The organism is Flavonifractor sp. An82, assembly GCF_002159265.1.
Classification (GTDB): domain Bacteria; phylum Bacillota; class Clostridia; order Oscillospirales; family Oscillospiraceae; genus Flavonifractor.
Map to the genome: position 1 here is coordinate 40553 of NZ_NFHG01000014.1, position 26829 is coordinate 67381.

20 protein-coding genes and 1 pseudogene are annotated in these 26829 nt (G+C 60.9%); 11 read left to right on the plus strand and 10 right to left on the minus strand.

All coding sequences use genetic code 11. The annotated features are described in order from the left end of the window. Positions 1-10 precede the first annotated feature (10 nt). Positions 11-2257: a hydratase gene (locus B5G34_RS13120; RefSeq protein WP_087338289.1), complete on the minus strand. Its 2247-nt coding sequence runs from the start codon at positions 2255-2257 to the stop codon at positions 11-13. 202 nt (positions 2258-2459) lie between these two features. Between B5G34_RS13120 and B5G34_RS13125 the strand changes: the two genes are divergently transcribed. Next, entirely contained in the window at positions 2460-3974 is a 1515-nt protein-coding gene (locus B5G34_RS13125) for an N-acetylmuramoyl-L-alanine amidase family protein (RefSeq protein ID WP_087338292.1), read from the plus strand. A 38-nt stretch (positions 3975-4012) separates the two neighbouring features. Here B5G34_RS13125 and B5G34_RS13130 read toward each other — a convergent pair whose 3' ends face one another. Beyond that, positions 4013-4501: a DUF6530 family protein gene (locus B5G34_RS13130; protein ID WP_087338295.1), complete on the minus strand. Its 489-nt coding sequence runs from the start codon at positions 4499-4501 to the stop codon at positions 4013-4015. 129 nt (positions 4502-4630) lie between these two features. Beyond that, on the minus strand, positions 4631-6622 hold the full coding sequence (locus B5G34_RS13135; RefSeq protein WP_087338299.1) for a fructose-1,6-bisphosphatase: 1992 nt from the start codon (positions 6620-6622) through the stop codon (positions 4631-4633). A gap of 156 nt (positions 6623-6778) precedes the next feature. Between B5G34_RS13135 and B5G34_RS13140 the strand changes: the two genes are divergently transcribed. The 3 genes and pseudogenes from B5G34_RS13140 (at position 6779) to B5G34_RS13150 (ending at position 10740) form a co-directional block, all read left to right on the plus strand. After that, positions 6779-7213: a MarR family winged helix-turn-helix transcriptional regulator gene (locus tag B5G34_RS13140; protein ID WP_087338302.1), complete on the plus strand. Its 435-nt coding sequence runs from the start codon at positions 6779-6781 to the stop codon at positions 7211-7213. After that, positions 7210-8945 (plus strand): annotated as a pseudogene (locus B5G34_RS13145) (ABC transporter ATP-binding protein). Before B5G34_RS13140 ends, B5G34_RS13145 begins: the two are co-directional and overlap by 4 nt. Next, positions 8938-10740, plus strand: a complete 1803-nt coding sequence (locus tag B5G34_RS13150) for an ABC transporter ATP-binding protein (protein WP_087338306.1) — start codon at positions 8938-8940, stop codon at positions 10738-10740. Before B5G34_RS13145 ends, B5G34_RS13150 begins: the two are co-directional and overlap by 8 nt. Positions 10741-10789: 49 nt before the next feature. Here B5G34_RS13150 and B5G34_RS13155 read toward each other — a convergent pair whose 3' ends face one another. From B5G34_RS13155 to B5G34_RS13170, 4 genes are all read right to left on the minus strand, one after another. Next, a complete protein-coding gene (locus B5G34_RS13155) occupies positions 10790-12901 on the minus strand; it encodes a sodium-translocating pyrophosphatase (RefSeq protein ID WP_087338309.1) in 2112 nt (703 codons plus the stop codon). Between the two features lie 163 nt (positions 12902-13064). Further along, positions 13065-14501, minus strand: coding sequence for a TrkH family potassium uptake protein (locus B5G34_RS13160; RefSeq protein ID WP_087338312.1), 1437 nt, complete (start codon positions 14499-14501; stop codon positions 13065-13067). Continuing rightward, a complete protein-coding gene (gene trkA, locus B5G34_RS13165; RefSeq protein WP_087338315.1) occupies positions 14498-15889 on the minus strand; it encodes a Trk system potassium transporter TrkA in 1392 nt (463 codons plus the stop codon). Before trkA ends, B5G34_RS13160 begins: the two co-directional genes overlap by 4 nt. Before the next feature lie 255 nt (positions 15890-16144). After that, on the minus strand, positions 16145-16852 hold the full coding sequence (locus tag B5G34_RS13170) for a hypothetical protein (protein WP_087338317.1): 708 nt from the start codon (positions 16850-16852) through the stop codon (positions 16145-16147). 224 nt (positions 16853-17076) lie between these two features. On the opposite strand from B5G34_RS13170, the gene udp reads away from it, so the two are divergent. The 7 genes from udp (at position 17077) to rbr (ending at position 23826) form a co-directional block, all read left to right on the plus strand. Further along, entirely contained in the window at positions 17077-17847 is a 771-nt protein-coding gene (udp, locus tag B5G34_RS13175; protein WP_087338320.1) for a uridine phosphorylase, read from the plus strand. A 225-nt stretch (positions 17848-18072) separates the two neighbouring features. Then, complete coding sequence (locus tag B5G34_RS13180; RefSeq protein ID WP_087338323.1) at positions 18073-18507, plus strand: MarR family transcriptional regulator; 435 nt, start codon at positions 18073-18075, stop codon at positions 18505-18507. Between the two features lie 83 nt (positions 18508-18590). Beyond that, positions 18591-20333 carry an ABC transporter ATP-binding protein gene (locus B5G34_RS13185; protein ID WP_087338325.1) on the plus strand — a complete coding sequence of 581 codons (1743 nt, stop codon included), beginning with the start codon at positions 18591-18593 and terminating at the stop codon, positions 20331-20333. Beyond that, positions 20323-22215 (plus strand): ABC transporter ATP-binding protein, encoded by a 1893-nt coding sequence (locus B5G34_RS13190; protein ID WP_204245954.1) that lies wholly within the window; start codon positions 20323-20325, stop codon positions 22213-22215. The genes B5G34_RS13185 and B5G34_RS13190 overlap by 11 nt, the downstream gene beginning before the upstream one ends. A 195-nt stretch (positions 22216-22410) precedes the next feature. Further along, a complete protein-coding gene (locus B5G34_RS13195; protein ID WP_087338328.1) occupies positions 22411-22794 on the plus strand; it encodes a transcriptional repressor in 384 nt (127 codons plus the stop codon). A gap of 73 nt (positions 22795-22867) precedes the next feature. Continuing rightward, a complete protein-coding gene (locus B5G34_RS13200; RefSeq protein WP_087338331.1) occupies positions 22868-23254 on the plus strand; it encodes a desulfoferrodoxin family protein in 387 nt (128 codons plus the stop codon). A 38-nt stretch (positions 23255-23292) separates the two neighbouring features. Beyond that, positions 23293-23826: a rubrerythrin gene (rbr, locus tag B5G34_RS13205; RefSeq protein ID WP_087187094.1), complete on the plus strand. Its 534-nt coding sequence runs from the start codon at positions 23293-23295 to the stop codon at positions 23824-23826. A gap of 49 nt (positions 23827-23875) precedes the next feature. Here rbr and B5G34_RS13210 read toward each other — a convergent pair whose 3' ends face one another. From B5G34_RS13210 to B5G34_RS13220, 3 genes are all read right to left on the minus strand, one after another. Further along, positions 23876-24379 (minus strand): GNAT family N-acetyltransferase, encoded by a 504-nt coding sequence (locus B5G34_RS13210; RefSeq protein WP_087338334.1) that lies wholly within the window; start codon positions 24377-24379, stop codon positions 23876-23878. A gap of 98 nt (positions 24380-24477) precedes the next feature. Beyond that, positions 24478-25314: a DegV family protein gene (locus tag B5G34_RS13215; RefSeq protein WP_087338337.1), complete on the minus strand. Its 837-nt coding sequence runs from the start codon at positions 25312-25314 to the stop codon at positions 24478-24480. A gap of 126 nt (positions 25315-25440) precedes the next feature. Continuing rightward, a complete protein-coding gene (locus tag B5G34_RS13220; RefSeq protein ID WP_087338340.1) occupies positions 25441-26799 on the minus strand; it encodes an alpha-amylase family glycosyl hydrolase in 1359 nt (452 codons plus the stop codon). Positions 26800-26829: the final 30 nt, after the last annotated feature.

Here is a 26829-nt window from a genome sequence, read left to right on the forward strand (position 1 = left end):
CCCACGGCTCTTATTTGGCGTAGTAGTTGATGAGGCAACCGGCGAGAACAATGTCTCTCTCTTCCCGGGTCATGCCGGGCAGCTTCAGGGTGACGGTACGCTGGCTGCCGTTCTGGAGGAGCACGGCGGGCACCACGTCGGCCCCGCTGTCCAGGGCGGTGCGCACGCCGGGGATGTACAGCTTGTCGCCGGGCTGGATGTTCCAGTCCTTCACATCCTCCGCGATGAAGGGCAGCATACCCCAGTTCACCACGTTGGAGCGGTAGCGCTTGGTGGCATACTCGGCGGCCAGGTTGGCCACGCCGCCCAGCACACGCTGGCAGGAGGCGGCCTGCTCACGGGCGGAGCCGTCGCCGGGCTTGAGGGCCATCACCAGGGAGCCCAGGCCGGTGTTGGCGGCATCGTGGCCCATCAGGGCCTCCTTCACCTCGGGAGCCTCGGGATTGGTGCGGCGCAGGCGCTCCAGAGCCAGCACCTCCTTGGCACGGGGAACATACTGGGGATCCTTCCGGCTCAGGGCGAACTCGGACAGCTTGATGGGGTTGGAGCGGTAGGAAGAGGTCTCGCCGGAGGGGATCAGCTCGTCGGTGGTGGTGACGGGATCATAGATGGCGGAGCACACGGTGAGCAGCAGGTTGTCGGGCAGGGCCACCTGCTCCGGCCAGTCGGCGATGTTGGGGCCAAAGACCAGCTTCTGATCGGGGTCGGCCTTGCCCACGCCGAAATACACCCGGGCCTTGTAGGGGGTGTCGTCATAGGCGAAGGGCTCCACGGCGGGATCCACAGGGGCGTTGGGCAGCTCGTCGGCCCCGGTGAGGGCGCCGCCGTTGAGGGCGGTGGCAGCGATGGACCGGGCGTCCATCAGGGCCACATAGGACACCTGACCGTCGGAGGGCTTGGAGCCCTCCCGGTTGGGGAAGTTGCGGGTGGAGTGGCGGATGGAGAAGGCCCCGTTGGCGGGCACGTCGCCGGCGCCGAAGCAGGGACCGCAGAAGCAGGAGCGGATGGAGGCGCCCGCCGCCATCAGGGAGGCGATATAGCCCCGCTTTGTCAGCTCCAGGTTGACGGGCTGGCTGGTGGGATAGACGGACAGCCAGAAGGCGTCGGAGCCGATGGCGTGGCCGTCCAGCACCTGGGCGGCCCGGACGATGTTCTGATAGGTACCGCCGGAGCAGCCGGCAATGACGCCCTGATCCACCATGAACTTGCCGTCCACGATCTTGTTCAGCAGGGAGGCGGGCTTGCTCTTCAGCTTGAGCTGATGCACTGTGTCCTCGTCTACCTGATGGAGAAGGTCGGCCATGTTCTCCTTGAACTCCTGAATGGTGTAGGCATTGGAGGGGTGGAAGGGCAGGGCGATCATGGGCCGGATCTTGTCCAGCTCCACATGGATGACCCCGTCATAGTAGGCGCCGTCGGCGGGCGCCTGAGCCTTGAACTCATTGCCCCGGCCCAGCACGGCCAAGTGGTCCTTCAGGGTGTCGTCGGCCACCCACACGGAGGACAGGCAGGTGGTCTCGGTGGTCATCACGTCGATGCCGGAGCGGTAGTCCATGGACAGGTTGGCCACGCCGGGACCGAAGAACTCCATGACGGCGTTCTTGACGGTGCCGTCCTTGAAGGTGGAGCGGATGAGCTCCAGAGCCACGTCCTGGGGACCCACGCCGGGAATGGGGGCGCCGGTGAGGTAGATGGCGATGACCTTGGGATAGGAGATGTTATAGGTCTTTTCCAGCAGCTGCCGGGCCAGCTCGGGGCCGCCCTCGCCGATAGCCATGGTGCCGTAGGCGCCGTAGCGGGTGTGGGAGTCGGAGCCAAGGATCATCTTGCCGGGGGCGGCGTACCGCTCTCTCATGTAGGAGTGGATGACGCTCTGGTGGGCGGGAACGAACTCACCGCCGTACTTCTTGGCGGCGGACAGGCCAAAGACGTGGTCGTCCTCGTTGATGGTGCCGCCCACGGCGCACAGGGAGTTATGGCAGTTGGTGAGCACATAGGGCAGCGGGAATTCCTTCATGCCGGAGGCCCGGGCAGTCTGGATAATACCAACATAGGTGATGTCATGGGAGGCCATGGCGTCAAACTTGATGGCAAGACTGTCCATGGAGCCGCTGGTATTGTGGGAGGCCAGAATGGACCAGGCCATAGTGCCCTTTTTGGCCTCCTCTGGGGCGGGCAGGCCGGCAGCGGGGCCGTCCTGGGCGGGGACAAAGGCATTGTTTTTATAGTAGACGCCCTGACGGGTGATGTTCAGCATACGATTCCCTCCGATGCTCTTGAATTACTGTTCATCATACCAACTTTTTTCCTCAAGTGCAAGAGGTTGGGCCGCTTTTGCAAAATATCGGGCTAAAGAGGTAAAATTATGTCAACTATTTTTACCCTGGATTTCTTGACGGGGTTGGGAAAGATAGGGTAAAATAGGTCAAATAAACACGAGACAAGACGAGGAGCATGGCATGAAGAGACACCTGACCTGGATCCTGCTGCTGCTGACCCTGCTGGTGGGCGTACTGCCCGGGGCCGCGGCGGCGGGAATGGAGAAAATGACCGTTACCTTTTATGATGAAGTAAGTCAGAGCTACGGACAGCCCACCGTCACCGACCGGATCAACCTGACACTGGACGGCGCCCCCCTGACGCCGGTGGACGTGCCCGCCCTGGTCCAGTATCCGGCGGGCAGCCAGAACGGCCGTACCCTGGTGCCCGTTCGGCTGATCTCCGAGGCCCTGGAGGCCACGGTGACCTGGGTGCCTGAGACCCGGCAGGTGGTCATCCTGCGGGAGGGGAGCACCATCGTGCTGACTCTGGGCTCCGCCTCCGCCCTGGTGGACGGCAAGCAGGTCCAGCTGCCCGATGGGATCCCCGCCGGCGTGGTGAAATGGGAGGGGAAGGAGAGCACCATGGTGCCCCTGCGCTTTGTCTCTGAGCAGCTGGGGGCCCAGGTGGAGTGGCAGGGGGATACTGCCACCGCGGCCATCACCTCCCCCAAGGAGGAGAAGCCCCAGCCTCCCACTGATCCTACCGGACCGGAGGAGGGCGACCTGGGTTGGATCACTGGGCTGGACTTTGATAAAACGACCCAAACCTTTACCGTGACCGCCGACCACACCCCCCAATACCGTATTCTAGATCTGGGGGACCGGCTGGCCATCGACCTGCTGGGTGCGGTATACGCCCCGGCGGTGGGGAAGGACCTGATTCTTTCGGTGGAGAGCGATGCCATTGAGCAAATCCGCTGCTCCCAGCACGGGGACGACCTGGGGTATGGCTATCCCCATACCCTGCGCCTGGTGCTGGATCTGGCCTCCGGCGTCAGCTACGCCCAGAACCTGTCTGTGTCTGCCGGTGGCAATCAGGTGCGGGTCAGCGTTTCCGAAGCGCCGGAGCAGCCGGAGCTGCCGCCTCTGGAGCCCGGTAAGATTACCATTGCCATCGACCCAGGCCACGGAGGCAATCAGCCCGGCGCGGTCTATCCCGACGCCAATGGAAATGATGTGAAGGAGAAGGACCTGACACTTCCCATGTCCCTGATGCTGGCGGAGATTTTGGAGGACCGGGGCTATAACGTGGTGCCTACCCGGACGGGGGACGACTCGGTGAGTCTGGCGGACCGGGCCAAGATGGCCAACGCTGCCGATGCGGAGCTCTTTGTCAGTATCCACTGCAACGCCCTGGACCGGAACGACTATGAGGGTATTTTTACTTACTACTATCCCAACAGCACCAAGGGTGCGGCCCTGGCCCAGCAGGTGCAGGACGGGGTGGTAGCGGCTACCGGAGGCATTGGCCGGGGTACCCCCTCGGCCAACTTCCAGGTGCTGCGGGAAACCACCATGCCCGCCGTGCTGGTGGAGACCGGCTTTATGACCCATCCGGGGGAGCTGGCCCGGCTGTGCGACCCCACCTACCAGCAGAAGATCGCCCTGGGTATCGCCAACGGCATCGACGCCTATCTGAATAACCGGACCTGAACAAAAGGAGCCCGCGGCACTTGCCGCGGGCTCCTTTTTCAGGCGTGGTACCCCAGGTCGGCCAGCAGACGGGCCAGTACCTGCATGCGCTCGCCCAGCAGGTCGCCGTCCCGGGCCAATGCGTCCCGAAACAGGGCGATATCCTCGTCGATGTGGTCGTTGCCGGTGCAAACTTCCACTGTCATGGCGTCACCCTGGAGGCCCACCCGGTCAATCTGGGGCTTTTCCGGGTCGTACAGGGCGGGGTAGCGGTAGCTCTCCTCCCGGATATAGTGGACTGCCCGGCAGGTGAGAATGGCCAGATCCAGTACCCGGTGGAGGGGCAGCTCCTCCGACTGGCGGGACCACTTCTCTCCGGTATGCCGCCAGACCTTGGCGGAAATGTCCACCCGGCCCCGGTCATTCCACTGGGCCAGGCCCAGGCTCAGGCCCTGGGCGTCGGTCTGATAGGCGCTGCGGCCGTCAATGTTGCTGTAGTCCTCGGCCACAAAGACCGGCTTGTGTTTTAAATTGGTAGGGATCTGCATGGTGACCTCCCAAATTTTAGTTATTTACTAAATTACTAAATGAGTAAAAGAAGAATACCATAAGAAATGCCCGTCGTCAAGACCGGGGAAGTAAAAGAGGGATACCGCCGCAGGCGGTATCCCTCTTTTTTAATCCTTATGGTCCTCCACGATCTCACCGCTGCGGAAGGCCTGGACCAGGGCCATCAGATCGTCAATCTGCTCCTGGAGCTGGCGGCCCACATCGGTACCGGCAATCTTCAGCCTGGATTCCAGCCGCTCAAACACCACCGAGGAGGAGGCGATGTCCTGGTTTTCCCGGATGGCGTTGGCCCGGCCCACAAAGGGCTCATGGGACACCAGGCGGAAGCAGGCGGAGTTGTAGATCAGGGTGTAGCCGGCGATGCCGGTGGTCTTCTGGTAGGCTTTGCAGAAGCCGCCGTCAATGACCAGCAGCTTGCCCCCCGCCTTCATGGGGCTCTCGCCCTTCTTGGACTTGACGGGTACATGGCCGTTGACGATGTGGCAGTGGGGGCCCTCCAGGCCGAATTCCTTCAGCAGCCGCTCGCACACCGCCGGGTCGTTGTACAGCTGATAGTAGGCGTTTTTGGGCTCGGTCCAGGTGGACTCGTCCAAAATGAGCCGCCGCTCGAAGGTGGTCATCCGGTCCCGGCCGAATATGGGACTGTTGCGGCCCGCCCACAGGAACCACAAAAAGTCCATGCCGAACTCCCGCTCCGCGGTGCCCGGCTTGCTGTAGTAGGCCTGGCGGGCATTCTGGTCGGCGTAGTCCAGGAAGGCCTTGCCCGACAGGGTCTTGCCCCCGATGGTGAAGGACTGGAGCTGACCGTCCTCCGTCATGGGGATACAGCCGTGGAAGAGCAGATTGCCGTTGTATACCTTGTACAGGCTGCCCTTGGAGTAGAGGAAACGGACGTGGCGCTGGAGCTTCTCGCTGTGGAGGAAGGAGCTGGTCAGCTGATCGATGAGGATGCTCTCCTCCTCGGTAAGGGTGTAGGGGTCCTTGGGGTCCACGGTGGGGAAGTCGGTGTCCTCCAGGGGATAGGTGACGCCGTTAATGGTGATGCACTTGTTTTCATAGTCGATCTTGTCCAGCAGCAGCCGGTCCGCCATGCCAAAGCAGGGGTTGCGCAGCAGCTTCTGCCCCTCCAGCTTGAAGAGGATGATGGTGATGGCCTTGTGCATCCGGGCGGCCAGCAGCTTGTCCTTCTCAGTGTAGTGGGCGGCGTCCTCATTGGTGAGCTTCACCTCAAAGCGGTGGATATCGCAGTCCTTGTACACCTCGTTGGCAAACACCGACAGAGGCCGCAGAGAGATGCCGTAGCCCGTCTCAATGACCTCCAGGTTGTTGTAGCGCAGGGAGTTGGCCAGCACGGTGGCCACCAGGGTGCGGGAGCCGGAGGCGGCGCCCATCCACAGCACGTCGTGGTTGCCCCACTGGATGTCCACGCTGTGGTAGTCCATCAGGGAGTCCAGAATGATGTCCGCACGGGGACCCCGGTCAAAGATATCGCCCACCAGATGGAGGTGGTCCACCGCCAGTCGCTTGATGAGCTCGCACAGCTGCACCAGGAAGTTGGAGGCCCGGTCGATGTCGATGATGGTGGAGATGATGTTCTCATAGTAATCCCGCTTGTCCATGTCCTCATAGTGGGTATGGATCATTTCATCGATGATGTAGGCGTATTCCGGAGGCATGGCTTTACGGACCTTGGAGCGGGTATACTTGGAGCTGACCAGCCGGCACATCTCAATGAGCCGGTGGAAGGTGATGCGGTACCACTCCCGCATGTCAGCCGTCTCCCGCTCGATCTCCTCCAGCTTCTCCTGGGGGTAGTAGATGAGGGTGGCCAGCTGGTCCAGGTCGGCCTTGGAAACGGTGGTGGCAAAGAGGGAGTCCAGCTTCTCCCGCACCACGCCGGAGGCGGAGTTCAGGATGTGGAGGAAGGCCTCATACTCCCCATGGACGTCGGAGATGAAGTGCTCGGTGCCCTTGGGCAGGTTCTGGATGGCGTGAAGGTTGATGATCTCAGTGCTGGCGGCCTGCACATTGGGATACTGCCGGGCCAGCATTTTCAGGTAGTGCAGGTTTTCCGGGCGATATGCTTTCTTGGCTTCCATAGGGAGGGCCTCCTTTTGGGTTTCGTTGGCAACATTATCCCACTTTATAGGGCCGGTTGCAAGTAAAATCCCGGTGAGGAAGAGACTTGACAGCGCTCTGAAATGACATATAATTGACATATCAATGATTGATATATCAACATGGAGGTGGGATGGATGGAACATTCCTTCCATATGCTGCTCTACCGGGCCTTCCACGCCCAGCGGGGGGCCCTGCGTCCCTGTCTGGCTCAGGTGGGGCTGGGGACAGGGCAGCCCAAGCTGCTGGGCTATCTCAGCCGCAACGGACCCTGCCGTCAGCGTCAGCTGGCCGACTACTATGAGATCGACCCGGCGGCGGTGTGCCGGATGCTGGACAGCCTGCAGAAGGGGGGCTTTGTGACCCGCTGCGGGGACGGGCAGGACAAGCGCCGGGACCGGGTGGAGATCACCCCGGCGGGCCAGGCGGCCTATGACACCTGGCAGGCCTGCTGCCGGGACATGGAGGAGCGGATGCTGGAGGGCTTCACACCGGAGGAGCGGCAGCAGTTTGCCGACTATCTGGGCCGGGCCTACCGCAATCTGCGTTCGGAGAAGGAGGGACAGCCATGAGGGAATTGAAGCGGCTGCTGTCTTATCTGGGTCCCTACCTGCGGGACCTGCTCATCGGCGGGCTGCTGGTATTGGTGGAGACGGCCTTTGAGCTGGTGATCCCGGTGCTGATGGCCGACCTCATCGATGTGGGTGTGGAGGCCCGGGACCTCCATTACATTGTGATCAAAGGAGTCCAGATGGGTGTGTGCGCTCTGCTGGCCCTGGTTACCGGCCTGCTGTATGCTCGATTTGCCGCCCGGGCGGCCTATGGCTGGGGCGCCAACATCCGTCAGGCCCAATATGAGCGGGTGCAGGACTATGCCTTTTCCAACCTGGACCGGTTTGAGAGCTCTTCCCTGGTCACCCGGCTGACCAGCGACGTGACGGTGCTCCAGAACGCCATCAACGGCGGACTGCGGCCCCTGGCGCGCAGTCCGGTGATGCTGGTGATGGGGGTGGGCCTGTCCTTCTGGATGAATGCCCGTCTGGCCCTCATCTTTGTGGTGACCGCTCCCATTCTTGCCCTGATCCTCTTCCTGGTGGTGCGCAAGGTGGCTCCCATGTACGGACGGCTCCAGAAGGCCATGGATAAGGTCAATAATGTGGTGCAGGAGGGGCTCACCGCCATCCGGGCCGTAAAGGCCTTTGTCCGGGGGGAATACGAGGAGGAGAAGTTCCAGGCGGTCAACCAGGAGCTCATGAACACCAGCCAGCGGACCTTCCACTTCGCGGTGCTCAACCTGCCCGCCTTCCAGTTCACCATGTACACCGCCATCGTGCTTATCCTGTGGTTTGGCGGCGGCATGATCCTGAAGGGCGGTCTCCAGGTGGGAGAGCTCACCGGCTTTCTCAGCTACGTGCTCCAGGTGATGAACTCCTTTATGATGATCTCTAATGTGTTCCTGCTGCTCACCCGGTCTCTGGCCAGCGCCCACCGCATCGCGGAGGTGCTGGACGAGGACCCGGCGCTGACCGACCCGGCAGAGCCGGTGGGGGAGGTGGCCGACGGCAGTGTGGACTTTGAGCATGTGTCCTTCAAATACCACGCCGACGCCAGGGAGTACGCCCTGTCCGGGGTGGACCTGCACATCAGGGCGGGGCAGACTGTAGGTATCCTGGGAGGCACCGGCTCCGCCAAAACCACCCTGGTCCAGCTCATCCCTCGTTTGTACGACGCCACCGAGGGTGTTGTGAAGGTGGGGGGCATGATGTAAAGGAGTATGACCTTACGACATTGCGGGACGCGGTGGGCATCGTGCTCCAGAAAAATGTGCTCTTCTCCGGCACCGTCCGGGAGAATCTCCGGTGGGGAGATCCGGATGCCGACGATGAGCAGCTGTGGGCGGCCTGCCGGGCGGCCTGCGCCGATGAGTTTCTGGAGCGGATGCCTGACGGCCTGGACACCGATCTGGGGCAGGGAGGCGTCAATGTCTCCGGCGGCCAGAAGCAGCGGCTGTGCATCGCCCGGGCCCTGCTGAAACGGCCCAAGATCCTCATCTTTGATGACTCCACCTCGGCGGTGGACACCGCCACCGAGGGGAAAATCCGCACCGCCCTTGCCGGGCTCACCGGCGTCACCAAGATCATCATTGCCCAGCGCATTACCTCGGTGATGCATACCGATCTCATTGTGATCCTGGAGGATGGCAAAATCCATGCCGCCGGTACCCACCGGGAGCTGCTGGACCGGGACCCCATCTATCAGGAGATCTACGCATCCCAGATGAAAGGAGGGGAGGAGCATGGCTAGACAGCTCAGTGCCAAAAAGCCCAAGCACCTGGGCTATACCCTGCGCACTCTCCTGTCCTACATGGGGCGGCACAAGTTCCTGCTGCTGGCGGTGGCGGTGCTGGTCACCATCAGCGCATTGGCCAACCTGCTGGGCACCTACATGATCCGGCCGGTGGTCAACAACCTGGCTACCGGAGGGATGGCGGCCCTGCTGCAGGGGGTGGCCCTCACCGCCGCCATCTATCTGGCCGGCGCTCTGGCTGCCTGGGGATATACCCAGACCATGGTGAAGGCGGCTCAGAAGGTGCTCTATGATATCCGGCGTGACCTGTTCGCCCACCTCCAGAAGCTGCCCCTGCGCTTCTTTGACACCCGCCGTCACGGCGATGTGATGAGCTACTTCACCAACGACGTGGACACCATCTCCGACGCTCTCAACAACAGCTTCGCCATGGTGATCCAGAGCTTCATCCAGGTGGTCGGTACTCTGACCATGCTCTTTATCCTCAACTGGCGGCTCACCCTGGTGGTGGCGGTGTGCTATGCGGTCATGTTCCTCTATATCCGGTTCAGCGGAACGCGAAGCAAGGCCTACTACCGCAAGCAGCAGGCCGCGCTGGGCGATCTGGACGGCTATATCGAGGAGATGGTGGCGGGTCAGAAGGTGGTCAAGGTCTTCAACCATGAGAGGGCCAACCTGCGGACTTTTCGGGAGAAGAACGAGGCCCTCCGCAAGGCAGGCACCGGCGCCCAGGGGTACGCCGCCACCATGATCCCGGCGGTGGTGAGCATCTCCTATATCAATTACGCCATCGTGGCCGCCCTGGGGGGCTATATGGCCATGGCGGGCATGACCGACGTGGGCAGTCTGGCCAGCTATCTGGTTTTCGTACGACAGGCGGCCATGCCCATCAATCAGTTTACCCAGCAGACCAACTTCCTGTTGGCCGCCCTGGCGGGCGCTGAGCGGGTCTTTGAGGCCATGGACCAGCCGCCTGAGGTGGATGAGGGTGAGGTCAGGCTGGAGAAGGCGGGGGAAAGCTGGGTGTGGCGCAAGCCTGATGGATCCGCCGCGCCCCTGCGGGGGGACGTTCGCTTTGAGGAGGTCACCTTCGGCTACGATGACGGCCACCCCATCCTGAAAAACATCAGCCTCTTTGCAAAGCCCGGCCAGAAGATCGCCTTTGTGGGCTCCACCGGCGCGGGCAAAACCACCATCACCAACCTGATCAACCGGTTCTACGACGTGCAGAAGGGGAGGGTGACCTACGACGGCATCGACGTCAGGGATATCAGAAAGGACGATCTGCGCCGCTCTCTGGGCATGGTGCTCCAGGATACCCACCTCTTTACCGGCACCATCGCCGACAACATCCGGTTCGGCAAGCTGGACGCCACCATGGAGGAGGTGGAGCAGGCAGCCAAAATCGCCAACGCCGACTCCTTCATCCGCCGCCTGCCCCAGGGCTACGACACCATGGTGACGGCGGACGGGGCCAACCTGTCCCAGGGCCAGCGGCAGCTGCTGGCCATTGCCCGGGCGGCGGTGGCCGACCCACCGGTGCTCATTCTGGACGAGGCCACCTCCTCCATCGACACCCGTACCGAGGCCCTGATCGAGAAGGGCATGGATCAGCTGATGGAGGGGCGGACCGTCTTCGTCATCGCCCACCGGCTGTCCACCGTCCGCAACGCCGACGCCATTATGGTGCTGGAACAGGGCCAGATCGTGGAGCGGGGCAGTCATGAGGACCTGCTGGCCCAGCAGGGGGAGTACTACCAGCTGTACCACGGCATGTTTGAGTTGAGCTAAAACAGGCATAAAAAAAGGACGCCCGCAGGCGTCCTTTTTTTATGTGCGATTAGAACAGGTGAATGGTGGTGATCAGGCCGGAGAACACGATGGAGACGGTGGAGCACAGCTTGATCAGGATGTTCAGAGAGGGGCCGGAGGTGTCCTTGAAGGGGTCGCCCACGGTGTCGCCGATGACGGCGGCCTTGTGGCAGTCGGAGCCCTTGCCGCCGTGATGGCCGGCCTCAATGTACTTCTTGGCGTTGTCCCAGGCGCCGCCGGCGTTGGACATGAACACGGCCACCACGAAGCCGGTGACGGTGACGCCGCCCAGCAGGCCCACAACGGCCTCAGCGCCCAGGATCAGACCCACGATAACGGGAACGATGATGGCCAGCAGGGAGGGGATGACCATCTCATGCAGAGCGCCCTTGGTGCACAGGTCCACGCAGGAGGCGTAGTCGGGATCGGCCTTGCCCTCCATGATGCCGGAGATCTCGCGGAACTGACGGCGGACCTCCACCACGATGGACTGGGCGGCACGCTGCACGCCGCTCATGGTGAGGGCGGCGAAGATGAAGGTGAGCATAGCGCCCACGAACAGACCCACCAGCACGGCGGGGTTGGTGAGGGACAGATCCATGGCGTGGTCCAGCTTGCCCTTGACCACGTCCACGTAGGAGACCAGCAGGGCCAGAGCGGTGAGGGCGGCGGAGCCGATGGCGAAGCCCTTACCGGTGGCGGCGGTGGTGTTGCCCAGGGAGTCCAGAGCGTCGGTGCGGTTGCGGACCTCCTCGCCCAGGCCGCTCATCTCGGCGATGCCGCCGGCGTTGTCGGCCACGGGGCCGTAAGCGTCGGTGGCCAGGGTGATGCCCAGGGTGGACAGCATGCCCACGGCGGCGATGCCGATGCCGTACAGGCCCTTGGAGAAGAGGATCTCATAGTCGGCGCCGCCGGTGGTCAGAGAGCCGCCGGCAGCCAGGAAGGAGACGATGATGGCGATGCCGATGATGATGATGGGAGCGGCGGTGGACAGCATGCCCAGAGAGATACCGCCGATGATGGTGGTAGCGGCGCCGGTCTCGGTGGAGTCGGCCAGATTCTGGGTGGGCTTATAGGTGTCGGAGGTGTAGTACTCGGTGAAGTAGCCGATGGCGCAGCCGGCCACCAGGCCGGCCAGGATGGCGATGTAGGGGCCCCAGGAGCCCATAATATAGTAGGTGACAGGGGCAGCAATGATGGCGGCCAGCACGGCGGCGGTGTAGGTGCCCTTACGCAGGGTGGCCAGCAGGGACTTCTGAGTGGCGTCCTCCTTGGTGCGGATCAGGAAGCTGCCCAGCACGGAGCAGATGACGCCCACCACGGCGATGACCAGGGGAAGCAGCATGGCGTTCCAGGTCAGGCCGTCAGCGGCATAGGCGGCGGCGCCCAGAGCGAAGGTAGCCAGGATGGAGCCAACGTAGGACTCGTACAAGTCGGCGCCCATGCCGGCCACGTCGCCCACATTGTCGCCTACGTTGTCGGCGATGGTGGCGGGGTTGCGGGGGTCATCCTCGGGGATACCGGCCTCAACCTTACCCACCAGGTCGGCGCCCACGTCGGCGGCCTTGGTGAAGATACCGCCGCCCACGCGGCCGAACAGAGCCATGAAGGAGGCGCCCATGCCGAACATAACCATGGTCTGGGCAATCTGGGGGCCGTCAAAGCCGGCGATGTACTTCAGGATGTGGAACCAGATGGACACGTCCAGCAGGCCCAGGCCAACCACGGTGAAGCCCATGACGGCGCCGGAGGAGAAGGCAACGTTCAGACCGCGGTTCAGGCTCTCATGAGCAGCGTTGGCGGTACGTGCGTTGGCGGAGGTGGCGATCTTCATGCCCACAAAGCCGGCCAGACCGGAATAGATACCGCCGGTGAGGAAGGCGAAGGGGATAAACCAGTTATCCAGCATATTCTGCCAGGCCAGCACCAGCAGGACAACGAAGACAATAATAAAGATCTTTGCGACAGTGGTATACTGACGCTTAAGGTAAGCGTTAGCGCCTTTACGGATGGAAGCAGCCAGCTTCTGCATCAATTCGGTGCCTTCGGAGAATCTTAGCACCTTTCTTGCTTGGGCTACGGCAAAGATAAGCGCGATTAAAGCACCCACTAGACCGAGCCAAAAGAGATTTTCGATCATCTTACCCAACTCCTTTGTTTCGGAAAGCCCTTGCAGCGTAAGGCTTCCCGGTTTTACAGACATCCTTATAATACCTCAAAATGCATCCTCTTGGCAAGAGTATTCAAAAAAGAAAGCGTCAAATCCGAGGATTTGACGCTTTGGACAAAAACGACCGGTCAGTTCAAGAACGTTTCCATGCATTTCCGCTAAAGAGCACCAGAATGGGCAGAACCTCCAGCCGGCCCACGATCATGCACAGGGAGAGCACCAGCTTGGAGAAGCCGGAGAAGAGGGCGTAATTGCCCATGGGACCCACCAATTCCAGGCCGGGGCCGATATTGCCGATGCAGGAGACCACGGCGGTAAAGGTGGTGCCGAAGGAGTAGTTGTCGATGGACACCAGCAGGGTGGCCCCCAGCGTGATGAGAATGTAAGCGGAGAAGAAGATGTGGACCGAGCGCAGGGCGCTTTCCTCCACTACCCGGCCGTCCAGCTTCACCACGTTGACCGCTCTGGGGTGGATGACCTGGCGGATTTCCCGCTTGATGCACCGGCCCAGCAGCAGCACACGGGAGCACTTGATGGCGCCGCCGGTGGAGCCGGCGCAGGCGCCGATGAACATGAGCAGCACCAGCAGTACCCGGGAGAACTCCGGCCACAGGTTGAAGTCGGTGCTGGCAAAGCCGGTGGTGGAGATGATGGAGCCTACCTGGAAGGCGGCGTGGCGGATGGACTCGCCGCCGGTGGGGTAGAAGTCCCAGATGTTGATGGAGATGAGAACGATGCTGGCAAAGACCACAATGAGGAAGAAGCGCAGCTCGTCGCTCTGGAGCACCTGCTTCACCTTGCCGCACAGCAGCAGGAAGTACAGAGAGAAGTTCACCGAGAACAGCAGCATAAAAATGGTGATGATGATCTCGATGGCGGGGCTGCCGTAGGCAGCCACCGAGATGTTGCGGGTGGAGAAGCCGCCGGTGCCGGCAGTGGCAAAAGAGTGGACGATGCTGTCGTACCAGGGCATACCGGCGATGCGCAGAGCAATTACCTCGATGGCGGTCAGCCCGCAATAGATTCCATAGAGGATCTTGGAGGACTGGCTGGACTTGGGCACCAGCTTGCTGACCACCGGGCCGGGGCTCTCCGCCTTCATCAGGTGGAGGGTGCGGGCGCCCAGACTGGGCAGCAGGGCGATGGTGAGGATGAGCACTCCCATACCGCCCAGCCAGTGAATAAAGGAGCGCCAGAACAGGATGCCCCGGGGCAGAGGCTCCACCGCCGTCAGAATGGAGGCGCCGGTGGTGGTAAAGCCGGAGACCGCTTCAAAAAAGCAGTCGATGTAGGTGGGGAAGAAGCCGCTGAAATAGAAAGGAAGTGCGCCGAAGGCGCCCATCAGCAGCCAGATCAGGGCCACGGAGAAGAAGCCCTCCCGGGGGAAGAAGTGGTCGTTGCTGGGCAGGAGGGAGAGCAGAAAGCCGATGATCATTACCAACGGGATGGTAAACAGAAATGGGGTGGGGTCCTCCTGGTAGATCAGGCTCACCAGCAGGGGGATCAGCATGGACACGGCCTCCACCATCAGGGCCTTGCCTGTGACCTTGAATACCAGTCTGAAATTCATTGCGCCGCCCCCAGATCCAGCAGAGAGTCCTCGTAGATGTCGTTCAGATCCAGAATGCCGTGGTTGCGGGAGATCAGAATGACGGTGTCGCCGGCGGTGATGGAGGATGAGCCGTCGGGAATGATGATCTGGCCCTTGTGGACCAGTACGGCGATGAGGATACCCTTTTTCAGCCGCAGGTCCTTCAGGGGGATGCCCTGATTGTGGGTGGTCTCATTGGCGATGAACTCCAGAGCCTCAGCGTGGCCGTCGCAGATCTTGTACAGGGCGTTCATGACGCTGCCTTTGGAGTTCTGCATGCCACGGACCACCTGAAGGATCTGGCTGGCGGTGATGAGCTTGGGGGAGATGACGCTGTCCAGACCGGCGGCGTGGGCGATGCCGGTGTAATTCTGCCGGTTGGACTTGGCCACCACCTTTTTCACCCCCTGCTGCATGGCGTAGAGGGAGATGATGATGTTGTCCTCGTCGCGGTCGGTGAGGGCGATGAAGGCGTCGGAGGCACTGGCATTCTCCTCCTCCAGCAGTTCCTGGTCGGTGCCGTCGCCCTGAATAATGAGGGCGTGGGGCAGCATGTCGCTGAGGAGACGGCAGCGCTCCGGCTTGCGCTCCACGATCTTGACCCGCATGCCCAGCTTGAGCAGAATGGCGGTGAGATAGTGGGCGACCCGTCCGCCGCCGATGATAAAGGCAGAGTGGAGCTTGGGAGTATGCCGGCCCAGCAGATGGAAGAAGGCGGTCAGACCGGAGGGCTGGCCCACCAGATAGAGCCGGTCGCCCGCATGGGGCACGAAGGAACCGTCTGGGATGATGACCTTGCCGTCCTCCCGCTCCACCGCGCATACCAGCATGGCCAGTTCCCGGATCTTGCCGGTCTGGGCGGAAAGAGGCTGTCCCGCCAGAAAGTCCCCCTCCCGCACCCGGAAGCTGATGAGCTCCACCCGGCCCCGGCAGAAGGTCTCGATGTTGGCGGCGTTGGGGAAGCGCAGCAGCCGGGAGATCTCCACAGCGGTGGCATTCTCCGGGTTGATGGCCATGTCGATGCCCAGCTCCTGCTTCATACTGGACAGCTCCATGGCGTACTCCACGTTGCGCACACGGGCGATGGTGAACTTGGCGCCCAGCCGCTTGGCGGTCAGGCAGCACACCATGTTCACCTCGTCCAGGCTGGTGGCCGCGATCAGCACGTCCGCCGAACCCGCGCCCGATTCCTTCAGGGCGGAGATGGAGGCACCGTTGCCTTTGACGCACATGACGTCCAGGGACTCGGAGGCCCGGCGCAGGGCGTCGTCATTGGTGTCAATGACGGTGACGTTGTGCTCCTCCTGAGAGAGGTGCTCCGCCAGGGTGAAGCCTACCTTTCCGTCTCCCACGATGATGATTTTCAAACTACACTCATCCTTTCGGGATACCGTGGTATCCGCGTACGATCATGCCCGCCGGGGGCGGCAGCGCACACACACAAGGCGCCCCGTCCCGGGGAAACACTTCGATTGTAAAGCCCATCTTAACGCAATCTGTCCGCGGATGCAAGCACTCTTTCATAAATCCCCGCACTTTGACGCAAGAAGGCGAAAAAACAAGAAGCAACACCAAAAAAATCCTGCCGGCATAGGCCGGCAGGACGGAAAAAACAGGATCAATCAGACGGTCCACTCGCCGTGGATCATGCCCACCAGATACCAGTCGTTGTTCCACACCTCAAACACCAGCTTGAGGGAACACCAGTCAAAGCCCTCCCGGGCGGGGTCGATGCCGGGGAAGTGGTACTCCACGAAGCGGCCGTCCTCATAGACGGCGTCCACGTTTTCCAGGGCGTTGCCGCTGATGAGCACGGTGTCGATGCCTACCTGGGGGGCCTCGGTATAGTCGGCGTTGAAGACGTAGCGGTCAAAATACTCCTGGCCGGTACAGCGGATGGGTTCGCCGGAGCCGTCGTACAGGCCCCAGGTGTAAACCTCCTCGTCGGTGGACAGGCGGGCCACTTCGGCCTGGGTGAGTACATTGTCGCAGCTGGGGTCCACAGTGGAATAGGGGGTCAGAGTGACGCCATGCTCCGGGTGGACCAGTCTGGACAGGGCGGCATAGTTCTTCTCTTTCAGAGCCTCCAGTGCCTGCCCGGCCCGATCCAGCAGGGGGGTGTTGTCCTCAGTGTCCAGCGGTTCCTCCTCCTCTGGAGCGGCGGAAACGCCGTACCGGTTGTTGCTGAGGATGCCGGGAGAGACGGCGGGGGAGATGGCGGAGGCGTTGGTGTGTACATGGATAGGCGGAAGGAAACTGCTGCCCACCAGCCAGCCCAGCAGCAGTCCGCACACCAGGGCCAGAGAGGACATCACAACGGCTCTTTTCATATGAAATGTCCTCCTTTCCCACCGGCGGTATGGCACAGGCAGAAACAGGGTATCTGCCGGGCCAGAAATATTTTAAAACGGATGGACAAAAAAAGCAACAACAAATCGTTACAAAAATGGGGAGGATTTGTGCACCTTGTAAACCGGGCAAAAAACTGATATAATACAGCATACCGTTGTCCGGCATGCCGGGCTGTGTCTGATTCCCAAGGAGGTACATCGCAATGCATGAGCATGAGCTGCAATTCCATATTAAATGTAAGGCCGGGGATGTGGGGCGCTACTGCTTCCTGCCCGGCGACCCGGGCCGCTGCGAGAAGATCGCAGCCTATTTTGACGATCCGGTGCGGATCGGCTCCAACCGGGAGTACACCGTCTACACCGGCACCCTGCTGGGGGAGAAGGTAAGCGTGTGCTCCACCGGCATCGGCGGTCCCTCCGCCGCCATTGCCATGGAGGAGCTCCACAACATCGGGGCGGATACCTTTATTCGGGTGGGCACCTGCGGCGGCATCGCCCTGCCGGTCAAGAGCGACGATGTGGTGATTGCCACCGGCGCCATCCGGCATGAAGGCACCAGCCGGGAATATGCCCCCATTGAATTCCCGGCGGTGGCCGACTTCGAAGTGCAGAACGCTCTGGTCCAGGCGGCCAAGAATCTGGGCAAGCCCTGGCACGCCGGTGTGGTCCAGTGCAAGGACTCCTTCTACGGCCAGCACAGCCCCGCCCGGATGCCAGTGGCCCAGGAGCTGCTGTACAAATGGGAGGCCTGGAAGCGGCTGGGGGTGCTGGCCTCCGAGATGGAGTCGGCCGCCCTCTTCTGCTGCGCCGCAGCCCTGGGGGTGCGCTGCGGCTCCTGCTTCCATGTGATCTGGAACCAGGAGCGGGAGAACGCCGGTCTGGACCAGACCGAGAGCCACGACCTCTCTGCCGCTCTGGAGGTGGGCATCGAGGCGGTCAAGCTGCTCATCACCGCCGACCGGGAAAAGAAGTAAAAAGGTGCAGACCAAGGCCCGCCGCAAACTGCGGCGGGCCTTTTTGCGTGTTTTGCTCCAATGGATAACCGTAGAAAAGGGAACAATTTAAGGTTACTTTAAGGTGCAAACAGAGAGTGACAGAATGAAAGCTTGACTTTCAACGGGGTTTTGTGAATGTTGTGCATTGACAACTGTTAGCAGACAAACTAAACTGAATACAGTACGACAAAAGGAGATGACGGCATGCGGCAGGAGCGCCACGTTGGCTATGAGATCAAGGCCCTGTCCAATCTGCTGCGGCGCAAGGTGCTGGAGTCGGCGGGTACCAATGATGGGGATGAGTTCACCGAGATGCAGGTGAAGGTGCTGGGTTTTCTGGCCCACAACCAGGATCAGGAGATCTGCCAGAAGGACATTGAAGAGGCCTTCTATATCCGCCGTTCCACCGCTTCCCGGCTGCTGAAACGGCTGGAGGCGCAAGGCTTTATTAGCCGACAGGCGGTGGAGCGGGACGCCCGGCTCAAGCGGGTGACCACCACCCCCAAGGCTGACGCCCTCTGCCAGCAGGTGATGGAGCGGATCGACAGCGTGGAGAACCAGCTGATTCGCGGGATCAGTCAGGCGGAGGTGGAGCAATTTCTCAGCACCGTGGAAAAATTAAAGCAAAATCTCATGTAAGCCGTCCAGGAGGGCGGCTTATAAAACGCAGAAACATCCCGCCGGGGCGTTTCTGCGCAGCGAAATCCTAAGGAGGGAACCCTATGAAGAAAAAACGGGGCCTGACCAGCTGCATCCAGGAATTCAAGCGGGATACCATCCTCACGCCCATCTTTGTGATCGGCGAGGTGGCCTTTGACGTGCTCATCCCCATGATGACCGGTAAGCTGCTGGATGAGGGCGTCAAGGCGGGCAGTATGGCCCATATCATCCAGTATGGCGTTCTGGTTATTGCCATGGCCATGATCGCCCTGCTGCTGGGCGCCCTGTCGGGACGGTTCGCCGCCCGGGCGTCCACCGGCTTCTCCCGCAACCTGCGTCGGGAGATGTACCGCAATGTACAGAAATTTTCCTTTTCCAACATCGATAAGTACTCCACCGGCGGTATCATTACCCGTCTGACCACCGATGTGACCAACGTTCAGATGGCTTTCATGATGATCATCCGCATCGCAGTGCGCTGCCCCATCATGCTCATCTGTGCCTGGGTGCTGACCTTTACCATCAACCCCCAGCTGGCCCTTATTTTCCTCATCGTCATTCCCATCCTGGCGGTGGGTCTGCTGGTCATCATGAAGTCCGCCCATCCTCTCTTTGAGCGGGTGTTCAAGAAGTATGACTGGCTGAACAACGTGGTGCAGGAAAACCTGCTGGGCATCCGGGTGGTCAAGTCTTTCGTTCGGGAGGACCATGAGCGGGAGAAGTTCGGCAAGGTGTCCAACGAGATCTATATGGACTTCTCCAAGGCCGAAAAGCTGGTGGCCTTCAACATGCCCCTGATGCAGATCTGTGTCTATGCCTGTATGCTCACCGTGTCCTGGCTGGGCGCCAACCTGGTGGTGGGCGGCCAGCTGACTACCGGCCAGCTTACCAGTATGTTCAGCTACACCATGATGATCCTCATGAGCCTGATGATGCTGTCCATGGTGCTGGTCATGATCATCATCTCCCGGGCCTCCGCCGAGCGTATCGTGGAACTGCTCAACGAGGAGAGCGATCTGAAGAACGGCCCCGATCCCATCCATGAGGTGAAGGACGGCTCCGTGGTCTTTGAGAACGTCAGCTTCAGCTATGCCAAGGACCCCACCAAGGAGTGCCTGAAGGATGTGAACCTGATCATCAAATCCGGTGAGACCGTGGGCATCCTGGGCGGCACCGGTACCTCCAAGACCACCCTGGTCCAGCTGATCCCCCGTCTGTACGACGCCACCGAGGGCCGCGTGCTGGTGGGCGGCGTGGACGTGCGGGACTACGACATGGAGGCCCTCCGGGAGCAGGTGGCCATGGTGCTCCAGAAAAACGTGCTCTTCTCCGGTACCATCAAGGAGAACCTGCGCTGGGGCAACAAGGAGGCCACCGACGAGGAGATGGTCCGGGTGTGCAAGCTGGCCCAGGCTGACTCCTTCGTGCAGGAGTTCCCCGACAAGTACAACACCCATATCGAGCAGGGCGGCTCCAACGTATCCGGCGGCCAGAAGCAGCGGCTTTGTATCGCCCGGGCCCTGCTGAAGAAGCCCAAGATCCTCATCCTGGACGACTCCACCTCCGCCGTGGACACCAAGACCGACGCCCTCATCCGCAAGGCCTTCCGGGAGGAGATCCCCGACACCACCAAGTTCATCATCGCCCAGCGTATTTCCTCCATCGAGGACGCCGACAAGATCCTGGTGATGGACGGCGGCAAGATCGCCGCTATGGGCACCCACGATGAGCTGCTCAAGACCTGCGACATTTACCGAGAGATCTATGAATCCCAGACGAGAGGAGGCGGCGAGGATGAAAACTAACAACATGCGGCCCGGCTCGCCGGTGAAGAAATCCCGCACCGTACGCCGCCTGATGGGCTATGTGGGCCGGGGCTACGGCCTCAAGTTCGTGCTGGTGCTGCTGTGCATCCTGGTCAGCGCTATCGCTTCGGTGTCCGGCTCCTTGTTCCTGGGCTCCCTCATCGACGACTATATCACGCCCCTGCTGGCTATGGACAATCCGGTGTTTGACGGACTGATCCGCGCCCTCATCATGATGGGCTGCCTGTACCTCACCGGCGCCCTGTGTGCCCTGGCCTACAACCGCCTGATGGTGGGTATCTCCCAAGGCGTGCAGAAGAAGATCCGTGACGATCTGTTCAGCCACATGCAGTCCCTGCCCATCAAGTATTTTGATACCCACGCCCATGGCGACGTGATGAGCGTGTACACCAACGACGTGGATACCCTGCGTCAGATGTTCTCCCAGAGCATTCCCCAGGTCATCAACTCCCTGATGATGATCATTGTGGCCTTTGTGGGCATGCTGTTTACCGACCTGATGATGACCGGCGTGGTCATCCTGTGTATCATTGTCATGCTGTGCGTCACCCGCTTCCTGGCGGGCCGCAGCGGCCGCTACTTCATCCGCCAGCAGATCAAGCTGGGCGATCTGAACGGCTATATTGAGGAGATGATCAACGGCCAGAAGGTGGTCAAGGTCTTCTGCCACGAGGAGGAGGCCCAGGAGGGCTTTGACGCGGTGAACGACGCTCTCTTTGAGAGCGCCGACAAGGCCAACAAATATGCCAACATCCTCATGCCCATCCTCATCAACATCGGCAACATCCAGTATGTTATCATCGCCATGGCCGGCGGCGCTCTGGCCCTCAGCGGCATCGGCGCCGGTATCACCCTGGGTGTCATCGCCACCTTCCTGCAGCTGTCCAAGAGCCTGTCCAACCCCATCAGCCAGATCTCCCAGCAGCTCAACTCGGTGGTCATGGCTCTGGCCGGTGCCCAGCGTATCTTTGACCTGATGGATGAGCCTGCCGAGGAGGACCACGGCACCGTCACTCTGGTGAATGTGGCCTTTGATCAGAACGACAATCTGTACGAAACCAAGGAGCACACCAACCTGTGGGCCTGGAAGGAGCCCCAGGAGGACGGCAGCTACAAATACACCAAGCTGGCCGGCGACGTGCGCTTTGACCACGTGGACTTTGCCTACGAGGAGGGGAAAACCATCCTCCACGACATCAGCCTCTTCGCCAAGCCCGGTCAGAAGCTGGCCTTCGTGGGCGCCACCGGCGCAGGCAAGACCACCATCACCAATCTGATCAACCGGTTCTACGATATCGCCGACGGCAAGATCCATTACGACGGCATCTCCATCAACGACATCAAGAAGACCGACCTGCGGCGCTCTCTGGGCATCGTGCTCCAGGATACCAACCTCTTTACCGGTACCGTCCGTGAGAACATCCGCTACGGCAACCTGGACGCCACCGACGAGGAGGTGGAGGCCGCCGCTGTGCTTGCCAACGCCGATGACTTCATCCGCCGCCTGCCCCAGGGCTACGATACCATGCTCACCGGCAACGGCGCCAACCTGTCTCAGGGCCAGCGGCAGCTCATCGCCATCGCCCGGGCCGCCGTGGCCGATCCCCCGGTGATGATCCTGGACGAGGCTACCTCTTCCATTGATACCCGTACCGAGGCCATTGTCCAGCGGGGCATGGACTCCCTGATGTGCGGCCGCACCGTCTTTGTCATCGCCCACCGCCTGTCCACCGTCCGCAACTCCGACGCCATCATGGTGCTGGATCACGGCCGTATCGTGGAGCGGGGCGACCACGAGGATCTGATTGCCCAGCATGGAGTGTACTACCAGCTGTACACCGGCGCATTCGAGCTGGAATAAGGTTAAGCCCTCTCTTTGCAGCGGGCCGCCCCGGTATCCCGGGACGGCCCGCTGTTTTTCTTTGCCCTGAACAGGGGAGGGAGCGGAAAAAATTTGAGAAATTGAAAAAAAGGACTTGCGCAAAGAGAGAAGTCCTGCTATTATATCAATAACAGTAATAGTTACTGTTTACACTCTGCGAGAGAGAGGTGACCTATGAACGGAAAACGGTACTCCCGTCAGCGGGAACTGATTTATCAGGCGCTGATGCACACCGACCAGCATCCCACCGCTGAGATGGTGTATCAGTGGCTGAAGCCCACCAACCCTAACCTGAGTCTGGGGACAGTATACCGCAACCTGAACGTGCTGGTGGATGAGGGGGCCGCGGTGCGGATGGCCTTCCCGGTGGAACGGTATGACGCCAACGTCGAACCCCATTCCCACTTCCGCTGCGAGGTCTGCGGCGGGGTGTTTGACTTGGATCTGCCCTATGACAAGCAGCTGGATGAGAAGGCGCTGCTGGTCAGCGGCCACGACATCAAGAGCCATGAGCTGCTGTTTCATGGGGTGTGCGTCAACTGCAAACCGAAGCATTGAGTTTTTAACACGGATATGGTAAGTTTAATTTGCACGAAAGTGCCTATACTGATTTTAGAAAGGATGTATCCACATGGAGTTTAAACTGTATCGCTGCGCCCACTGCGGCAATGTCGTATTCAAGGTCGTCGACAAGGGTGTTCCCGTCATGTGCTGCGGCCAGAAGATGGAAGAGATCGTGCCCAATACCACCGACGCTGCTCAGGAGAAGCACGTGCCTGTGGTGGAGAAGACCGCTCACGGCAGCGGCAGCTCTGTGACCGTCAAGGTGGGCGGCGTGGAGCATCCCATGCTGCCGGAGCACTATATCTCCCTGATTGCCGTGGTGGACGGCGACACCGTGACCATGAAGTTCCCCAAGCCCGGCGACGCGCCCGAGCTGAAGACCTTCTGCCGGAGCGACAAGGTGGAGGCCTATGAGATCTGCAATCTCCATGGCTTCTGGAAGGGCGAAGGCTGATTTAACACTTTATATTTAGATTAGAAAGGATGACTGTTATGGAACTGAAGGGCAGCAAGACTGAAGCCAATCTGTGGAAAGCGTTTGCCGGCGAGAGCATGGCTCGCAACAAGTACACCTATTTTGCCAGCAAGGCCAAGAAGGAAGGCTACGAGCAGATCGCGGCCATCTTCGAGGAAACCGCCGGCAATGAGAAGGAGCACGCCAAGCTGTGGTTCAAGGAGCTGGGCGGCATCGGCGACACCATGGCCAACCTGAAGTCCGCCGCCGCCGGTGAGCACGAAGAGTGGACCGAGATGTACAAGGAGATGGCCGAGACCGCCCGCGAGGAGGGCTTTGAGAAGCTGGCCTTCCTGTTTGAGGGCGTCCTCAAGATCGAGAAGGAGCACGAGGAGCGCTACCTGACCCTCCTGAAGAACCTGGAGGAGGGCGTGGTCTTCAAGCGGGGCGACGAGTATATGTGGAAGTGCCGTAACTGCGGCCACATCCACTTCGGCAAAGAGGCCCCCCAGGTGTGCCCTGTGTGCGCTCATCCCCAGGCCTATTTCGAGATCCGCGCTGTCAACTACTAAGCAGAATAAGCGACAGGCCGCAGAATCATCTGATTCTGCGGCCTGTTTTTTACGCCAGCCCGGGGCGAATCCGGGCCATCATATACTCGTCTGCATACTTGCCGTCCCGGACGGTGGTCATCCGCTTGAGGCCTTCTTTTTCAAAGCCAAGCTTCTCATAGAGGTGGATGGCACGCTCGTTGTCCGCAAAGACGGTGAGCTCCACCCGCACCAGCATGAGCCAGTTGTCTGCCAGGTCCAGCAGTGTCTTTAAAAGGGCGGTACCCACCCCTGCATTCTGATAGTCGGTATGGACAAACAGGCCCACGCTGCCCACGTGGCGCATCCGGGGATTGCCCTCCAAGTGGAGACCCGCTGCGCCGATAACGGTGCCGTCCTCCAGTACCGCCACGAAGTGATGGTCGTTGGGGCCCAGATTGGCCACAAAAGCGTTACTGTCTGCGGTGCGGCAGGAGGGAAGGCCCAAGGTGGTCTCAAAGACTCCGGGCATCCGGCGCAGGGCCGCGGTGCCAGCGGCGTCCCGGGGTTCCGTGGGACGAATGGTGTAGTTCATAATAATGCCTCCCAAACAGATTTGGATCATATTAGCATATCCGACCATAAAAAGCAACCGCCCGGGCTATGTGCCCAGGCGGTTTGCGGTACGTTGGCTTAGTAGGCGGCAATTACACCGCCGTCGTTGGCGTACACCGTGGAGATGCCGCCGGTCTCACCGATGATGACCTCGGAGAACTTGCACTGCTTCTGCACCAGCTCCTTGAGATGGAAGGCCCGGTCCAGGCAGTTGCAGTGGACGATGCACAGACGTCGTCCGGCGTGGCCGGGGTCGGCCGCCATCAGGGCCGCCATCTTGCTCAGGGCCTGCTTGATGGACATGGCCTGGCCCTTTTTGCAGATCTCACCCTCGGGGGTGGAGCCCATCAGCAGCTTGATGCGCAGGGTGCTGGTGACCAGGGCCTGGGTGCGGGTGAGCCGCCCGTTCTTGCGCAGGTTGTCCAGGGTCTCCAGCACAAACAGGGTGTTCATCTCGCTGATATAGGAGGAGGCCCGGCTGACTACGGTGGTGAAGTCCAGCCCCGCTTCCGCCAGTTCCTGGAGCTTCAGGGCCACCAGCACCTCGCCGGCGGAGGCGGAGCAGGAGTTGAAGATGTGAATGTTGGCGCCGGGGTGATCCTCCAGCCACAGATTGCGGGCCTGGGCCGCCGCGTTGTGGGAGCCGGACAGCAGGGCGGACAGGGTGACCACATAGATGTCGTCCGCCCCGCAGTCAAAGGCGTCCAGATACTGGGCGGGGGAAGGGCAGGCGGACTGGGGGGCCGTGGGGCAGTCCCGCATCTTCTGGAGAAGAGCACCCTGGTCAAAGGTCTCGTCGTCCACAATGGTTTCGCTTCCCACCCGGATGGTCAGGGGGACCTTGACAAAGCAGTCCTCCCGCAGCTGGGCGGGGGAGAGGTCACAACAGCTGTCAACAATGATCTTAAAACTCATAACAAAAACCCTCGAATATAATTTCAAAGATGATATTGCTTATTGGCGCTATTGTAACACCATTTGGAAGAAAAGTAAAGGGAGAAAGTGTGAACGATCTGGAACAGATGGGAAAAATCCGCACACTTACCAGGTAAAACGGTCGGAGGCTCCCACCAGGATGCGGGCGGAGCAGGGGGGAACAGACAGCCAGGTGCGGCCGCCGTCATTGTTGAAGATGGCATTGTCATGGAGCACATCCTGGAGCACCGGCTCCTGATGGGGGAACTCCACATGGACCTCCTGGGGTTCCAGATTGAGCACCACATAGACCCGCTGGCTGTCGGTGGCCCGGCGGAAGACCAGCTGCTGGTTCTTGATGACTACGTTCTCATACTGGCCCTCCTGGAGGGCGGGGAAGGCGGCGCGGATCTTGGCCAGCTTGGCCAGGTGGGCGCACAGGCTCTGATCCAGCTCCATCATATCCTCCAGCTTCAGGCAGGGACGCAGGGGAGCGTCGGAGTCCCTGGTGCGCTCTCCCTTCAGGGCCCACTCACTGCCGTAGTAGATGGAGGGCACGCCGGGCATGGTGTACAGCAGGGTGTACAGGTTGTTGATATGGGCCGGGTCCTTCAGCTTGGAGGCCAGCCGGTCCACGTCGTGGTTGTCGGCGAAGTTATACAGGGTGATATTGCGGTAGATGCCGCCGGGGCCGCACTGGCGGTGGAGGGAGTGGGCGATCTCGAAGTAGTTCTTGTCGTTGTGGGAGGACCACAGACCCTTCCAGCACTCGTAGTTGGTCACCGAGTCCAGCATGTCCGGGTTGGCCCAGCGGGCATAGTCCCCGTGGATGATCTCGCCCATGAGCCAGAAGTCGGGGTTTTTCTCCTTCACAAAGCCCTTGAGGGTACGGAAGAAGTCAAAATCCACGCAGTCGGCGGCGTCCAGCCGCAGGCCGTCGATGTGGAACCGGTCCATCCACATGGCCACCGCGTCCAGCAGGTGGCGCACCACGTCGGGATTGCGCAGGTTGAGCTTCACCAGCTCGTAATGGCCCTGCCAGGCGGTATACCAGAAGGGGTCGCCCATGGGGGAGGGGCCGCCGAAGTTCAGGTCGTGGAACCAGCCGCAGTAGGGAGAGCCCTGGCCGTGCTCCTGTACGTCCCGGAAGGCCCAGAAGCCCCGGCCCACGTGGTTGAATACCCCGTCCAGCACCACCCGGATGCCATTCTCATGGAGTTCATCGCACAGGGCGGCAAAGGAGTCGTTGTCCCCCAGACGGCGGTCGATCTGGAAGTAGTCGGTGGTGTCGTAACCGTGCTTCACCGACTGGAACACGGGACCCAGGTAGAGGGCATTGACCCCCAGCTCCTTCAGGTGGGGGATCCAGTCCTTCAGCTTGTCCAGCCGGGGCACCGGAGCTCCGCCGGGGTTATACTCCGGCGCGCCGCAGAACCCCAGGGGGTAGATGTGGTAGAACACGGACTGATTGACCCAATGACTCATGGTTGACTCCTCCAGTCTCAAATAAATATA

What these genes read in the sequence shown, in the direction of transcription:
- B5G34_RS13120 (WP_087338289.1), bottom strand. Translation starts at nt 2,257, where the DNA reads ATGCTGAACATCACCCGTCAGGGCGTCTACTATAAAAACAATGCCTTT.
- B5G34_RS13125 (WP_087338292.1), top strand. Translation starts at nt 2,460, where the DNA reads ATGAAGAGACACCTGACCTGGATCCTGCTGCTGCTGACCCTGCTGGTG.
- B5G34_RS13130 (WP_087338295.1), bottom strand. Translation starts at nt 4,501, where the DNA reads ATGCAGATCCCTACCAATTTAAAACACAAGCCGGTCTTTGTGGCCGAG.
- B5G34_RS13135 (WP_087338299.1), bottom strand. Translation starts at nt 6,622, where the DNA reads ATGGAAGCCAAGAAAGCATATCGCCCGGAAAACCTGCACTACCTGAAA.
- B5G34_RS13140 (WP_087338302.1), top strand. Translation starts at nt 6,779, where the DNA reads ATGGAACATTCCTTCCATATGCTGCTCTACCGGGCCTTCCACGCCCAG.
- B5G34_RS13150 (WP_087338306.1), top strand. Translation starts at nt 8,938, where the DNA reads ATGGCTAGACAGCTCAGTGCCAAAAAGCCCAAGCACCTGGGCTATACC.
- B5G34_RS13155 (WP_087338309.1), bottom strand. Translation starts at nt 12,901, where the DNA reads ATGATCGAAAATCTCTTTTGGCTCGGTCTAGTGGGTGCTTTAATCGCG.
- B5G34_RS13160 (WP_087338312.1), bottom strand. Translation starts at nt 14,501, where the DNA reads ATGAATTTCAGACTGGTATTCAAGGTCACAGGCAAGGCCCTGATGGTG.
- B5G34_RS13170 (WP_087338317.1), bottom strand. Translation starts at nt 16,852, where the DNA reads ATGAAAAGAGCCGTTGTGATGTCCTCTCTGGCCCTGGTGTGCGGACTG.
- udp (WP_087338320.1), top strand. Translation starts at nt 17,077, where the DNA reads ATGCATGAGCATGAGCTGCAATTCCATATTAAATGTAAGGCCGGGGAT.
- B5G34_RS13180 (WP_087338323.1), top strand. Translation starts at nt 18,073, where the DNA reads ATGCGGCAGGAGCGCCACGTTGGCTATGAGATCAAGGCCCTGTCCAAT.
- B5G34_RS13185 (WP_087338325.1), top strand. Translation starts at nt 18,591, where the DNA reads ATGAAGAAAAAACGGGGCCTGACCAGCTGCATCCAGGAATTCAAGCGG.
- B5G34_RS13190 (WP_204245954.1), top strand. Translation starts at nt 20,323, where the DNA reads ATGAAAACTAACAACATGCGGCCCGGCTCGCCGGTGAAGAAATCCCGC.
- B5G34_RS13195 (WP_087338328.1), top strand. Translation starts at nt 22,411, where the DNA reads ATGAACGGAAAACGGTACTCCCGTCAGCGGGAACTGATTTATCAGGCG.
- B5G34_RS13200 (WP_087338331.1), top strand. Translation starts at nt 22,868, where the DNA reads ATGGAGTTTAAACTGTATCGCTGCGCCCACTGCGGCAATGTCGTATTC.
- rbr (WP_087187094.1), top strand. Translation starts at nt 23,293, where the DNA reads ATGGAACTGAAGGGCAGCAAGACTGAAGCCAATCTGTGGAAAGCGTTT.
- B5G34_RS13210 (WP_087338334.1), bottom strand. Translation starts at nt 24,379, where the DNA reads ATGAACTACACCATTCGTCCCACGGAACCCCGGGACGCCGCTGGCACC.
- B5G34_RS13215 (WP_087338337.1), bottom strand. Translation starts at nt 25,314, where the DNA reads ATGAGTTTTAAGATCATTGTTGACAGCTGTTGTGACCTCTCCCCCGCC.
- B5G34_RS13220 (WP_087338340.1), bottom strand. Translation starts at nt 26,799, where the DNA reads ATGAGTCATTGGGTCAATCAGTCCGTGTTCTACCACATCTACCCCCTG.